The organism is Nitratireductor sp. PBL-C9 (assembly GCF_050877045.1).
Classification (GTDB): domain Bacteria; phylum Pseudomonadota; class Alphaproteobacteria; order Rhizobiales; family Rhizobiaceae; genus Nitratireductor; species Nitratireductor aquimarinus.
Genome location: NZ_JBPAXW010000003.1, coordinates 297,843 through 311,539, shown reverse-complemented (window position 1 = coordinate 311,539; position 13,697 = coordinate 297,843). Strand labels below are relative to the sequence as shown.

The 13,697-nt window shown below is 63.9% G+C and carries 12 protein-coding genes; 9 read left to right on the top strand and 3 right to left on the bottom strand.

Features of this window, described 5'->3' with window-relative positions; translation table 11 throughout:
* Positions 1-70 precede the first annotated feature (70 nt).
* The gene (locus ACRTG1_RS09025; RefSeq protein WP_432516111.1) at positions 71-928 is read left to right on the top strand and encodes an alpha/beta fold hydrolase; all 858 of its coding nucleotides are present in this window, start codon (positions 71-73) and stop codon (positions 926-928) included.
* 97 nt (positions 929-1,025) lie between these two features.
* On the opposite strand, the gene ACRTG1_RS09020 is transcribed toward ACRTG1_RS09025, so the two are convergent.
* Positions 1,026-1,976: a rhodanese-related sulfurtransferase gene (locus ACRTG1_RS09020; protein ID WP_420505836.1), complete on the bottom strand. Its 951-nt coding sequence runs from the start codon at positions 1,974-1,976 to the stop codon at positions 1,026-1,028.
* 163 nt (positions 1,977-2,139) lie between these two features.
* On the opposite strand from ACRTG1_RS09020, the gene ACRTG1_RS09015 reads away from it, so the two are divergent.
* Together ACRTG1_RS09015 and ACRTG1_RS09010 are read left to right on the top strand one after the other, a co-directional pair.
* Positions 2,140-3,027, top strand: coding sequence for an N-acetylmuramidase domain-containing protein (locus ACRTG1_RS09015; protein WP_432516110.1), 888 nt, complete (start codon positions 2,140-2,142; stop codon positions 3,025-3,027).
* Positions 3,028-3,158: 131 nt separating this feature from the next.
* A complete protein-coding gene (locus tag ACRTG1_RS09010; RefSeq protein ID WP_206544334.1) occupies positions 3,159-3,797 on the top strand; it encodes a 2-dehydro-3-deoxy-phosphogluconate aldolase in 639 nt (212 codons plus the stop codon).
* Between the two features lie 76 nt (positions 3,798-3,873).
* Here the strand turns inward: ACRTG1_RS09010 and ACRTG1_RS09005 are convergent, their stop codons facing one another.
* Together ACRTG1_RS09005 and ACRTG1_RS09000 are read right to left on the bottom strand one after the other, a co-directional pair.
* Positions 3,874-5,595, bottom strand: coding sequence for a DUF882 domain-containing protein (locus tag ACRTG1_RS09005; protein WP_206544172.1), 1,722 nt, complete (start codon positions 5,593-5,595; stop codon positions 3,874-3,876).
* Between the two features lie 280 nt (positions 5,596-5,875).
* Complete coding sequence (locus ACRTG1_RS09000) at positions 5,876-7,390, bottom strand: sigma-54-dependent transcriptional regulator (protein WP_432516109.1); 1,515 nt, start codon at positions 7,388-7,390, stop codon at positions 5,876-5,878.
* A 158-nt stretch (positions 7,391-7,548) separates the two neighbouring features.
* On the opposite strand from ACRTG1_RS09000, the gene ACRTG1_RS08995 reads away from it, so the two are divergent.
* From ACRTG1_RS08995 to ACRTG1_RS08970, 6 genes are all read left to right on the top strand, one after another.
* Complete coding sequence (locus ACRTG1_RS08995) at positions 7,549-9,408, top strand: M3 family oligoendopeptidase (protein WP_113152914.1); 1,860 nt, start codon at positions 7,549-7,551, stop codon at positions 9,406-9,408.
* A gap of 19 nt (positions 9,409-9,427) precedes the next feature.
* The gene (locus tag ACRTG1_RS08990; protein ID WP_432516108.1) at positions 9,428-10,582 is read left to right on the top strand and encodes an aminodeoxychorismate synthase component I; all 1,155 of its coding nucleotides are present in this window, start codon (positions 9,428-9,430) and stop codon (positions 10,580-10,582) included.
* A gap of 43 nt (positions 10,583-10,625) precedes the next feature.
* The gene (locus ACRTG1_RS08985; protein WP_206544169.1) at positions 10,626-10,910 is read left to right on the top strand and encodes a YciI family protein; all 285 of its coding nucleotides are present in this window, start codon (positions 10,626-10,628) and stop codon (positions 10,908-10,910) included.
* Between the two features lie 94 nt (positions 10,911-11,004).
* Positions 11,005-12,450: a homospermidine synthase gene (locus ACRTG1_RS08980; RefSeq protein ID WP_206544168.1), complete on the top strand. Its 1,446-nt coding sequence runs from the start codon at positions 11,005-11,007 to the stop codon at positions 12,448-12,450.
* Between the two features lie 143 nt (positions 12,451-12,593).
* Positions 12,594-12,977, top strand: a complete 384-nt coding sequence (locus ACRTG1_RS08975; protein WP_113152910.1) for a hypothetical protein — start codon at positions 12,594-12,596, stop codon at positions 12,975-12,977.
* A 31-nt stretch (positions 12,978-13,008) separates the two neighbouring features.
* The gene (locus ACRTG1_RS08970; RefSeq protein WP_432516107.1) at positions 13,009-13,689 is read left to right on the top strand and encodes a zinc metallopeptidase; all 681 of its coding nucleotides are present in this window, start codon (positions 13,009-13,011) and stop codon (positions 13,687-13,689) included.
* The last annotated feature ends 8 nt before the right edge of the window (positions 13,690-13,697 follow it).

Here is a 13,697-nt window from a genome sequence, read left to right as displayed (position 1 = left end):
ATCGAACTTTGACATCTCGCGCATCGGGTGGCACTGGCACCAGCCCGATTTTTAAAAGCAAGGCATTCACGTGACCGACGTCGTTTCCCGCACCCTGACCCTTTCCGATGGACGCAGCCTCGGCTGGCATGAATGGGGTGCGCCCGCAGGCCGCGTCGTGATTTTCTGCTCCGGCGCCGGCATGGCAGGAGCGATCCCCTTTGGCGGTGCAGCGGCAGAGCGGCTTGGCTTGCGCATTGTCGCGGTGGACCGGGCAGGGCTCGGCGCGTCTGACGCGGACCCGGAAAAGAGCTTTCAGCGCTGGAGCGCGGATGTGGCGGCGCTGCTGGCGAATCTGGAGGAAGACGGCGGGTTTGCCATTGGCTTTTCACAGGGCGCGCCGTTTGCGCTGGCGCTGGCGGATGCCGGCGTGGTGAAGGCGGTGGCGCTGGTGTCAGGTCAGGATGAACTGTCTGCGTCGGCGGTGCTGGCGCAATTGCCCGAGCCTGTCGCCGACATGGTGCAGCTTGCCAGGGACGATCCGGCGCGTCTGGAGGCGGACATTGCCGCCTTCGCGACGGCCGACTGGCTGTGGCAGATGATCGAGACGATGAGCGGGCCGCAGGACCGCGCCTATTATGCGGGCGAGGCGTTTGCGCCGCTCTATCGCGCAGCGCTGGCGGACGGGTTTCGGCAGGGGGCGGCGGGGTATGCCCGCGACACGCGGCTTGCCATGGAGCCCTGGCCGTTCCGGGTCGAGGAGATTGCCTGCCCGGTGGCGCTGTGGTTCGGCCTTGCCGATACGAGCCCGGTGCATTCGCCGGACTTCGGCGCGACGCTGGATGGCCGTTTCGTCAACAGCACGCTGCACCGGCTTGAAGGCGAGGGCAGCGCCATTCTGTGGAGCCATGCGGACGCGATACTCGAGGATCTGGCCGCAGCGGTCTAGAGCAACCCGCTTTTCCAGGAAGCGCGAAAACGCTCTAAATCATTGGTTTTGCGCAATTCCGGACGGAAAACCGGTTCCCGCTTTTCCTGGAATTGCTCTAGACCTTGTGCTTCTCTGACGGCGCGCCGATGGGGAAGCTCTCGCCGCGCTTTTCGGCCAGTTCCACCTGGCGCTGGCGCTCGGCATAGCGGGCGCGGTCTGCTTCGCTGCGGGTTTCGGCGCAATGCGGGCAGGAAACGCCTTCCTGAAACAGCGGGGATGCGCGCTCCTCCGGCGTCAGCGGATGCCGGCAGGCGCGGCAAAGCGTGGCGTCGCCCTCTTCGAGACCGTGGCGCACTGAGACGCGTTCGTCGAACACGAAGCACTCGCCTTCCCACAGGCTTTCTTCGGCCGGAACCTCTTCCAGATATTTCAGGATGCCGCCCTTGAGGTGATAGACATCATCGACGCCGATCAGCTTCATATAGGCGGTGGCCTTTTCGCAGCGTATGCCGCCGGTGCAGAACATCGCGACCTTGCGGCCCTTGAGGCGATTGAGGTTGCGCTCGGCCCAGGCGGGGAAGTCGCGGAAGGTTTCCGTTTCCGGATCCTCGGCGCGCGAGAACGTGCCGATGGCGGTTTCGTAGGCATTGCGGGTGTCGACGACCAGTGTGTCGGGATCGGCGATCAGCGCGTTCCAGTCGGCAGGCTCCACATAGGCGCCGACCTGATTGACGGGATCGACCTCGGGCACGCCCATGGTGACGATCTCCTTCTTCAGCCGCACCTTCATGCGGTGGAAGGGCATTTCGGAGGCCGTGCTGTATTTGACCTCGATGCCCTTGAGGGCGGGGATCGTTTCCAGATGGGTGATCAGCGCGTCGATGGCTTCGGGCGCGCCGGCAACGGTGCCGTTGATGCCCTCGGCGGCCAGAAGAAGCGTGCCGCGAATGCCGTTCTTCTCGCAGAAGGCGGCAAGCTGCGGACGCAGCGCCTCATAATCCGGCAGGGCGGCGAAACGATAAAGAGCGGCGACGCGGAACGTCTGGTCTGGCGAGGATGAAATCATGCGCGGTCTCCTACGCTTCTCCTTTTCAGCTTGCAAGAAAAAGCCGCGTTTTCCTCGGTTTGAGGGGGCGGATCCGGGTTTGCGCGGGTTTTCCTGAAGCGGGTTTTCTCCCCGGCTGCGGGGGCGGGGCGATAATTCCCGAAAACGGAGAGGGACGAGCGCGATGTTTTCGGACACGGAGATCGGTGAAATCAGGGATGCGGCGCTGGCGGCGGGGCTGGAGCCAGCGCTGCTTCTGGCGGTGGCGCAGGTGGAAAGCGGCGGGCAGGTATCGGCGATGGTGCGCGGCAGGGCGGAGCCGCCGATCCGGTTTGAGGGGCATTATTTCGACCGTCGGCTTTCCGGTGCGAAGCAGGCGGCGGCGCGGGCGGCGGGACTGGCTTCGCCCGAGGCGGGTGCGATTGCCAATCCACGCAGTCAGGCGGCGCGCTGGGCGCTTTTGAAGGAGGCAGCGCGCATCGACCGCAAGGCGGCGTATGAGTCGGTGTCGTGGGGCGTGGGGCAGGTGATGGGCGCGCACTGGAGTTGGCTCGGCTTTGCCGATGTGGAGGCGTTGGTGGCCGAGGCGCGTGACGGCCTTGCCGGGCAGATGCGTCTGATGCTGCGTTACATCGAAAAGGCCGGGCTGAAGGAGCCGCTTGCCGCGCATGACTGGGCGCGGTTCGCGCATGGCTATAACGGGCCGGGCTACCGGCGAAACCGCTATGACCGGAAGCTGGCGCAGGCCTATCGCCTCCATGCCGGGGAGCGTGTCGAAGGAAGGCAGGCTGCTGAAGGTCTGCTGAAAATGGGTGCGCGGGGAGAGGCGGTGGAAAGCGTGCAGACCATGCTTTCGGCGCAGGGCTATCCGGTGGCGGCGGATGGCGTTTTCGGGAAGCGCACCGAGGAGGCGCTGAAGCGGTTTCAGGCGGAGGCGGGTATCAGGGTGGATGGCATCGCGGGGCCGGTGACGCGTGCGGCGCTTCGTCGGAGCCTGCCGCTCACCGGGCTTTTCACGCGCGCAAAAGCGTTTGTTTTGCGCCTCTGGCGCGATTTGCCACGGGCGTTTTGAGCGTTGCGGCTTGCCAGTTTCGGAAGAAAAGTGTTCATGGGCGGCGAAATCGATGTATTGAACCGTTTTAAAAGTGCGGTTTCGCACGAAACGGACAGGCCTTGAGGAGAGGTGTGCACATGAACGCTGCCATGCAGAAGAAGAACGACGTATTGCTGGCGATCCTTGAAGGGCAGCCGGTCATTCCGGTTCTGAAGATCGACCGTCTGGCAGATGCCGTGCCGCTGGCCCGCGCGCTGGTGAAGGGCGGGCTTCCCGCCATCGAGATCACGCTGCGCACGCCGGACGCCATCGATGCGATCCGTCTCGTCTGCGAGGAAGTGCCGGAGGCGATTGTCGGTGCGGGCACGATCCTGACCTCGAAGGACTTCTCCTATGCAGTGGCGGCGGGCGCGCGGTTCATCGTGAGCCCCGGCATCACGCAGGAGCTGCTTGATGCGGCCTCCATGTCCGAGGTGCCTTTCCTGCCGGGCGCGGCGACGCCGAGCGAGGTGATGGCCGCGCGTGAGGAAGGCTACAGCCTGTTGAAGTTCTTCCCGGCCGAACAGGCAGGCGGTGCGCCCTTCCTGAAGGCGCTTTCGTCCCCGCTGGCTTCCATCCGCTTCTGCCCGACGGGCGGCGTGTCGCCGAAGAATGTGGGTGACTATCTTTCGCTGCCCAACGTGATCTGCGTGGGCGGTTCCTGGGTTGCGCCCGACAAGGCGATCGACGCAGGCGACTGGGACGCCATCGAAGCGCTGGCGCGTGAGGCAAGTGGCCTCAAGAACTGAATGCCTTTTCGCGAAAACCAACGCACAAAAAAAGCGGGGCCTGGCCCCGCTTTTTTTTATGTCTGTTTTCGGTTCGTCAGTTGGTGCGGAACCGGGCCATGGAAATGAAGTTCACGGCCTTGCCGGTGAAGCGCGTGGCGTCGGCGACGGTCACGTCCTGCTGGAACCCGGTCGTGTAGACGGTTTCAGGCGACCGGACGAACTCGCTGTCGAATGCCGGCGGCTGTGTCGGCTTTACGGCTTCGTTCAGCATGGAGTTGCGGCTGAGTGCGCGGATCGGCGCTTCGCCGGTTGCCGCAACGACGACGGGCTGTGCGCCCGGTGCGATGTCGTTGGGGCCGGGCTTGGCCGATTTGCGCGTGCTGCGCGAACGGATTTCCGGGCGCGGGGCAGCCTGCTGGTCCGCACGGGCCAGAAGCGCCTGACGCGGCGATGCGGAGACCGGCTGGCCACGTTCAGGCTGTGCCGGAGCCGCGGCAACCGTGACGGCAGCCTGCTCATCTACCTTGAGCGCAAAGTCGCTCTCGGGCGCGGTGACTGCAGCGGGCTGCGGACGTGGCTGAGGCTGTGCGGCGAGGGTAAACTCGTCGGACGGCGCAAGAGCCTGAGCCGGACGGCTGGAGGGCAGCGGCATGTAGGCTGCCGTGGTGATCGGTTCTTCTTCCTGCGCGGCATCGGCCAGCACGCCGGCAATGGCGTCGGAGGCCTGGGGTTCTGCAGCGGCGATCTGTGCAAGCGCTTCCTGCGTCGAGGTTTCAGGCGCGTATTCCGGACGCTGCGTGGGCGTCGGAATGTTCGCTGCGACCAGAACGGCAGTGCCTGCATCCTGCGGCGTTGCCTCCTCAATGGTCGGCGCTTCCTCAACCGGCTTTACCTCGAAGGGCAGGGGTTGCTGGCCAACTTCGGCGGCAGGGCGCGGTGCGGCGCGCGGCGTGGGAACGCTGCGCTGCGGCAGGGCGGCAAGGATCGTGCCCGGCGTTTCGGGCTGCGGCTCAGGTGCGGCTGCCGGGGCAGGCGCGCGGCGGGCTGCCGGCTGACGCGCAGCAACCGTTGTGGTTTCTGCGTTATCCTCTTCCTCGTCGGCGCCGCCGCCGAACAGCGTGGCGAGAAGACCGCGTCCACCGCCGCTATTGCTCTTGCTGCCGGTGTCGCGGGCGACCTGAATGGTGCTGCCCTTGCGCTTGCGCGCTTCATAGGAGGCGAGCGCCTGCTTGTAGCCGGGGAGCGGTTTGCCGTCGGTCGGCACGTGGATCGTGTTGCCGCTCGGGAACACAGCGAGAAGCTCCTTGCGGCTCATGCGCGGCCAGTGGCGCACGCCGCCGACATCGATATGGATGAAGGGCGAGCCGGAACGCGGGTAATAGCCGACGCCGCCGGCCTGAAACTTCAGGGCGGAATTGCGCAGGGTGGAGAGCTTCACGCCGGGAATGTAGAAGTCGATCGCCTTGCCGAGCATGTGCTGGCTCTTTTTCGCGACGCCGCTGGAGCGGCTGCGGAGCATGGCGTTGGTCTGCGGCGAACGATAGGCGGACACGACATGGATGTAATCGCGGGCACCGGCGGCGCGGTAGGTCTCCCAAAGCAGGTCGAGAACCTGCGGATCCATGTTGGTTGGTTCGTTGCGACGCCAGTCGCGCAGGAAACGGTTCACCTGCTTCAGGCCGCTCTGGATGTAGCGTCCGTTGCGCTTGTAGGTGATTTCCGCGCGCTCCTTGGTATGGATGAAGTAGAGCTTCAGCGTGCGCGTTTCAGCGTGCGCGGCAGGCGCTGCTGCCAAAAGCGCGCTGGCTGCGAGCATCAATCCGGCGAGGAACCTCACGCGTGCGAGTGAAGCCAAGCGCCATACAGGTGCGTGAACGTCGTTCTGTCTCAAGGTCCGTGGCCTTACAGGCTGGTGTTTGTCCCCCGAGCCTTTGGCCCGGAACTCTATCTTCCCACCTTACGAGTATTCGATTTAATGGTTAATTCCATCTTATTAAAGTAGGAATGCGCAAAGACGATGGCGATATCGTGGCGAAGCGTGACGACGCGCCGCAGGGTAAACGCCAGGTTAATGCGTGGACTGTGCTCTATTGGCCTCAGTCTTCATTCGGGCGTGTGCGCCCGGTCGGATCGATCCCGAGATCCTTGAGCTTGCGGTATAATGTCGAGCGACCAATGCCGAGACGGCGCGCTACTTCGCTCATCTGGCCGCCATAATGTTCGATGGCGAGCCGGATCATGTCGTTCTCGATCTCTTCCAGCGGACGGATCTCATTGTGACCGTCCAGCGCCTTGATGAAACCCTTCTGAACCCGCTCTGCCGGCGTTGCTGCTGTCCCGCCCGTTGTCTCTTGGCGGTGCTCGGGTGCCAGCGCTTCCTGTGCGGGTGAGGCGGTGACAGCCTCGAACTGCGCCTCATAGGGGTCGATCCCTTCCACCTGCGCACGGATCTGTGGGAAGTCGGCGACATCGAGGACGCCGGTCTCGCAAAGCACCACGGCGCGGAAGACCGCGTTTTCGAGCTGGCGGATATTGCCGGGCCAGTCATAGCGTTCCAGAAGCGCAAGGGCCGGGCGCGCAATGCCGGTGACGCGGCTTGCCGCACTGTCTGCAAAGCGGGCGATGAAGGCCTGCACGAGAAGCGGTATGTCTTCCTTGCGGTCGCGCAGCGGCGGAACCATGATCGGGAAGACGTTGAGGCGGTAGAAGAGGTCTTCGCGGAAGCGGCCCTCCTTCACGCGCTCGATAAGGTTCTGATTGGTGGCCGAGACGAGGCGGATGTCCACCTTGCGCGTGCCGCGTCCGCCGACCGGATCGATCTCGCCTTCCTGCACCGCGCGCAGAAGCTTGACCTGAACGTCGAGCGGCAGATCGCCGATCTCATCGAGAAACAGGGTGCCGGTGTCGGCCTCGGCAAATTTGCCGGCACGCTTTTCGGTTGCGCCGGTGAACGCGCCCTTGTCGTGACCGAACAGGATGCTCTCCACCAGCGTGTCGGGGATCGCGCCACAATTGACGGTGACGAAAGGTTTGCGGCGGCGGGCGCTTGCTGCCTGAATGGCGCGGGCGATCAGCTCCTTGCCTACGCCGGATTCACCTTCGATGAGAACCGGGATGTCGCTCGCGGCGGCCTTCTCTCCCAGCTTCATGACGCGCGCCATGGAGGGGCTGTTGGTGACGAGGGCTTCGAAAGAGGCGGTTTCGGCGGGCTTCTGGCTCCTGCGCTGGCGCGTCTCCATCGCGCGGACCTTGAGCGCATTGCCGATGGCGGCGCCAAGGCGCGCAGGGGCAACGGGCTTGACGATGAAGTCGAACGCGCCGGCGCGCATGGCTTCGACAGCCGTGTCGATGCTGCCGCGCGATGTCTGGACGATGACGGGAATGTCTGTTCCGTCGCCATTGAGGTGTTCGAGCATTTCAAGCCCGCCCATCTCCGGCATCATGAGATCGAGAACGATGGTGCGCGGCGTCTGTTCGGTGCGCTCCAGAACGCCAAGCGCTTCGCGTCCGTTCTCGGCAAGCAGCGCCGTGTGCCCGAGTTTCTCCACCGCAGCCTGAAGGAGGCGGCGCTGGACCGGGTCATCATCGACTATGAGAACGGCTTCCGACATGTCGCATTTATGCAATGGCGTTAGAGTATCGAGCGCGCTCTCCGCGCACGGGCTGGATCAAAATGGCATAGGCTTCTAAACAAGGGTTCAAGAATCCCGGTGAACGAAACCTTTCGTCGTCGCGGAGAAATGACCGAATTCGGCAGAACGAGGATTACATGGCCAAGTACACTGGCAGGGTCGCGCGCCCTGCGGCAACGGATGCGGCAATTGTGGCTGACAGGGCCGCTTCGGAATTCGGCAAGCTGCCAGAATGGGATCTGACGGATCTTTATCCCGCAATCGAGTCGCCTGAGCTGAAGCGCGATCTGGACCGCGCAGCGGCAGAGGCTGCCGGTTTTGAGAGGGCCTGGAAGGGCAAGCTCGCCGACGAGGTGGCCAAGGGCGCGGAGAGCCGGCTGGGCGAGGCCGTGGAGGCCTATGAGGGGCTTGAGGAACTCATGGGGCGCATCGTGTCCTATGCGGGGCTTCTCTATGCCGGCGACACCTCCGACCCGAAGCGCGCAAAGCTTTATGGCGACGTGCAGGAGAAGCTGACCGATGCGAGCGCGCATCTGATCTTCTTCACGCTGGAGCTCAACAAGATTGACGATGCGGCCATTGAGGCAGCGCTTGAGGCGGATGCCCGGCTGGCTCATTACCGGCCCTGGGTGCTCGATATTCGCCGCGACAAGCCCTATGAGCTGGAAGACCGGATCGAGCAGCTTTTCCATGAAAAGTCGGTCACCGGGCGCGGTGCCTGGAACCGTCTCTTTGACGAGACGCTGACGGGGCTTCGCTTCACGGTCGATGGCGAGGAACTGGCGCTGGAGCAGACGCTCAACCTGTTGCAGGACGCCGATGGCGAGAAGCGCCGCAGGGCCGCCGAAGCGCTGGCGGAGACGTTTGGCAAAAACCTGCGCACCTTCACGCTGATCACCAACACGCTCGCCAAGGACAAGGAAATCTCCGACCGCTGGCGCGGTTTCGAGGACATTGCCGACTCCCGCCACCTGGCAAACCGCGTTGAACGCCCGGTTGTCGACGCGCTGGCCGAAGCCGTGCGCACGGCCTATCCGAAACTGTCGCACCGCTATTACGCCATGAAGGCGAAATGGCTGGGCATGGAGGTTCTGAACCACTGGGACCGCAATGCGCCGCTGCCGGAAACCCCGCAGGCGGTGATCGGCTGGGAGGAAGCGCAGAAGACCGTGCTCGACGCCTATGCGGCGTTCGATCCGCGCATGGCGGAGATCGCCGGGCGCTTCTTCGACCGCAACTGGATCGATGCGCCGGTGCGTCCGGGCAAGTCGCCGGGGGCGTTTGCCCATCCGACCGTGCCTTCCGCGCATCCCTATCTGCTCCTGAACTATCTGGGCAAGCCGCGCGATGTGATGACGCTGGCGCATGAGATGGGCCATGGCATCCATCAGGTGCTGGCGGCAAAGCAGGGCGCGCTGATGGCGCCGACGCCGCTGACGCTGGCCGAGACGGCCTCCGTGTTCGGCGAGATGCTGACCTTCCGTTCGCTGCTTGACCGGACCACCGAAAAGCGCGAGCGCAAGGCGATGCTGGCGCAGAAGGTGGAGGACATGCTGAACACGGTTGTCCGCCAGATCGCCTTCTACGAGTTCGAGCGCAAGGTGCACTCCAGGCGGCGCAGCGATGGCGAGCTGACCTCCGAGCAGATCGGCGAGCTGTGGCTTGAGGCGCAGAACGAGTGCCTTGGCTCTTCGGTGAAGCTGCGCGAGGGATACGAGACCTTCTGGGCCTATGTCCCGCACTTCATCCATTCGCCTTTCTACGTCTATGCTTATGCGTTCGGCGATTGCCTGGTGAACTCGCTCTTTGCGGTTTACCAGCAGGCGCCGGAGGGCTTTCAGGAGAAGTATTTCGCCATGCTCGAGGCAGGCGGCACGAAGCATCATTCCGAGCTTCTTGCGCCGTTCGGCCTCGATGCGAGCGATCCGGACTTCTGGAGCAAGGGGCTGTCGGTCATCGAGGGGCTGATCGACGAGCTCGAGACGCTCGACGGCTGATCCGGGCGCGTTCGACCCGATGCTGACGGACCTTCGGGGGCAGGCTCTTTTTCGAGACGACATGGCCGGGCGGGAGCTTTTCTTCTCCCGCCCGCGCGATGTTCTGATCGCGTGGGACGCCCGGTCATTTGACGACATGCTCGCCCGTGCCGAGAAGGCGCGGAGCGACGGGTTCTGGCTTGCCGGATACATGGCCTACGAGGCCGGCTATCTGCTGGAGCCGAAGCTGAAGCCGCTCCTGCCGGAAGGGCTACAGCAAGCAGGGCGGCGGGGGCCGCTTTTGTGTTTCGGCGTGTTTGACGCGCCGGAAGAACGCGCGGTGCGGCCCGTGCTTGATGTGCGCGATGCGGCGCTTGGCGATGCGGAGCCGCTCTGGACCTTCGGGGATTACGCTCCGCGTTTTGAGCGGCTGCATGCGCATCTGCGCGCAGGCGACTGCTATCAGGCGAACCTGACCTTTCCGGTCCATGCGCGCTGGGAGGGGGAACCGGCGGCGCTGTTCGATGCGCTCGGCGCGCGCCAGCCCGTGCGTTATGCGGCGCTTTTGGATCTTGGCTGGCCGGTCATCGTTTCGCGCTCGCCGGAACTGTTTTTTCAGGTTTCGCGCGATGGCTGGATCGAGACCATGCCGATGAAGGGAACCGCGCCGCGTGGCGAGACGCCGGACGAGGATGCGGCGCTGAAGGATTTTCTGCGCAACGATCCGAAGAACCAGGCCGAAAACCGGATGATCGTCGACCTGCTGCGCAACGACATTTCGCGCATCAGCGAGGTGGGTACGCTGGACGTGCCGGAGCTGTTCCATGTGGAGACCTATCAGACGGTGCACCAGATGGTGAGCCGGGTTCGGGCGCGGCTGACGCCGGGGACGGGGCTGCGCGAGATCTTTTCGGCGCTTTTTCCCTGCGGCTCGGTGACGGGCGCGCCCAAGATACGCGCGATGGAAATCCTGCATGCGCTGGAGGCGGGGCCGCGCGAGGCCTATTGCGGCTCGGTCGGCTGGGTCGCGCCCGATGGCACGATGCGGTTCAACGTGGCGATCCGCACGGTTTCGCTCTTTGAAGACGGGTCTGCGATCTACAATGTGGGCGGCGGGGTCGTGTTCGATTCCACTGCCCGGGGTGAATATGAGGAAGCGCTAGTGAAGGCGCGCTTCGCGAAAATCGAGAATTAGAGCGGTTCCCGCTTTTCCTGGAATTGTTATTGGAGATCAGGGCATGTTCATTGTTTCGCTGCGCTATGTGGTTCCGGTCGAAGAGGTCGAGCCGCATATGGCCGGTCATATGGCGTGGCTGGACCGCTGCTATGCCGACGGCATTTTCATTGCCTCCGGGCGCAAGGTGCCGCGCACCGGCGGGGTGATCCTGGCGCGGGGCGAGCGTGCGGCGCTGGAAGCGTGTCTTGCGGAAGATCCCTTCGCGGTGCACGGGGTTGCCGAATTCGAGATCATCGAATGCGCCATCTCGCGCACGGTCGACAGGCTGGATGCTCTTAAGGAATAACAAAGCCTGTCTGAACCAGAACCGTTTTTGCTCTTTATTATGACAGGCTTATATGTTTTGGAAATTCAGACATTCTGTTTCGGAGAGGCGCGCAATGGCTGCTAACGACTGGCCCATCCATGGTGAAATCACCGGACCGATCGTGATGATCGGGTTCGGTTCTATCGGGCGCGGCACGCTGCCGCTGATCGAGCGCCATTTCAAATTCGACAAGACGCGCATGGTGGTGATCGACCCGGTCGATACCGACCGCAAGCTGCTGGACGACCGCGGCATCCGCTACGTGCAGGCGCATGTCACCAAAGACAATTACAAGGAGCTGCTCAAGCCGCTTCTGACCGAGGGCGAAGGGCAGGGCTTTTGCGTCAATCTCTCGGTGGACACGTCCTCGCTCGACCTTATGAAGCTCTGTCGCAAGCTCGGCGTGCTCTATGTCGATACGGTGGTCGAGCCGTGGCTTGGCTTCTATTTCGACGACAAGGCCGACAATGCCTCGCGCACCAATTATGCGCTGCGTGAGACGGTGCGGCGGGAAAAGGCCAAGAACCCGGGCGGAACCACGGCCGTTTCCACCTGCGGGGCCAATCCGGGCATGGTTTCGTGGTTCGTGAAGCAGGGGCTGGTGAACCTTGCCGGCGATCTTGGGCTAAAATTCGAGGAGCCCGCATTCGATGACCGCGAGGGCTGGGCGAAGCTCATGAAGAAATGCGGTGTGAAGGGCATCCACATCGCCGAGCGCGACACCCAGCGCGCGAAGAACCCGAAGCCCATGAACGTGTTCTGGAACACCTGGTCGGTGGAGGGTTTCGTGGCCGAGGGGCTGCAGCCGGCGGAACTGGGTTGGGGCACGCATGAGAAGTGGACGCCGAAAAACGCGCGCAAGCAGAAGAAGGGCAACAAGGCGGCCATCTTTCTGGAGCAGCCGGGCGCGAACACGCGGGTGCGCAGCTGGTGCCCGACGCCCGGCCCGCAATACGGTTTTCTCGTCACGCACAATGAATCCATCTCCATCGCGGATTTCTTCACCGTGCGCGACAAGAAGGGCAAGCTGGTCTACCGCCCGACCTGCAATTACGCCTATCACCCCTGCAACGACGCCGTGCTTTCGTTACACGAGATGTTCGGTGCGGAAGGCAAGGCGCAGCCCGAGCAGCATGTGCTGGATGAGAACGAGCTGGTCGACGGCATGGACGAGCTGGGCGTGCTGCTCTACGGCCATGACAAGAATGCCTACTGGTTCGGCTCGCAGCTGACGCTGGAAGAGGCCCGCAAGCTCGCGCCCTACCAGAACGCGACGGGACTGCAGGTTACCTCCGCCGTGCTCGCAGGCATGGTGTGGGCGCTGGAGAACCCGGAAGCCGGCATCGTCGAGGCGGACGAGGTGGATTACCGCCGCTGCCTCGAAGTGCAGCTGCCTTATCTCGGGCCGGTGAAGGGCTATTACACCGACTGGACGCCGCTTGAGGGAAGGCCGGGCCTCTTCCCTGAAGATCTGGACGAATCCGACCCGTGGCAGTTCCGCAACATTCTCGTGCGCTGAGCGTCAGGCGGCGCGCTGCGCTTGCAATGCCGGCAAAATCGGGCAATTGAAACGGGTATAGTTCGGTCCCTGCCGGGGGCCGGGCCTGATGAAAAGACGGTGCGCGACCGGCAGGAGCCGGTTGGCGACAGGAGGCCAAGGCTATGAGAACACGTAATATTTTGACGCTTGGAGCGGTGGCGGCTGCACTGGCGGTGGCTGGTTGTCAGACCGATATGGGCAGCGGCGGCGGCCCGCGCATGGCGCGGCAGACCGGCGTCGAAGGGCAGTGGATGGGCACGGACGGTGTGGCCGTTTCGACCCTGCAGGGCGGACGCTTCAGCTCCCGCTCGATCCAGACCGGTGAAGTGCTGACCGAGGGGTCGTACTCGCACCGTGGCGGGCAGACCATCGAGCTTTCCTTCTATTCGCTGAAGAGCCAGCAGCAGACGGCAGCCACATGCCTTCTGGCCTCTAGCGACCGGATGAACTGCACGCTGGCCAACGGAACGAACTTCGTTCTCAACCGCGCATCCGGCGTTTCCTGAACCTTGAAGGGGCGGGGACGAGCCGCGACACATGCTGTTTGCCGTCCTCGCCCTTCTTCTGCTTGCCGTGATCGTGTTGCCGCAATTCTGGGTGCGGCACACGCTGGCAAAGCACGGGGATGACCGACCGGACATTCCCGGAAACGGCGGGGAGCTTGCCCGCCATCTGCTCGACCGTTTCTCGCTGCCGGATGTTCCCGTCGAAACCAGTGACCGGGGCGACCATTACGACCCGCAGGCGCGGGCGGTCCGTCTTTCCGAAAATGTATATTCCGGGCGTTCGCTGACGGCGGTGGCCGTTGCCGCGCATGAGGTTTCGCACGCGGTTCAGCACGCAAATGGCGAACGCTCCTTCAGGGCGTGGCAGGGGCTTGCGCGCTTTGCCATGGTGACGGACAAGGCGGCGGGCATCTTCTTCATCGCTGCGCCTTTTCTCGCCATTCTGGCCCGCACGCCCATGGCGCTGGTGGCGCTTCTCGCGGTCGGGGTAGGGCTCCTTTCGGTGCGCGTTCTGGTGACGCTCGCCACGCTGCCGGTAGAGCTGGACGCCAGTTTCGGCAAGGCGCTGCCGGTTCTGGAGAAGGGGGCCTATGTCTCAGAGACGGATATGCCGGCCGTGCGCTCGGTGCTGAAGGCGGCGGCGCTGACCTATCTGGCGGCGGCACTCATTACCTTGGTCGATCTTGCCCGCTGGGTGCGATTGTTGCGATAACATGGCCT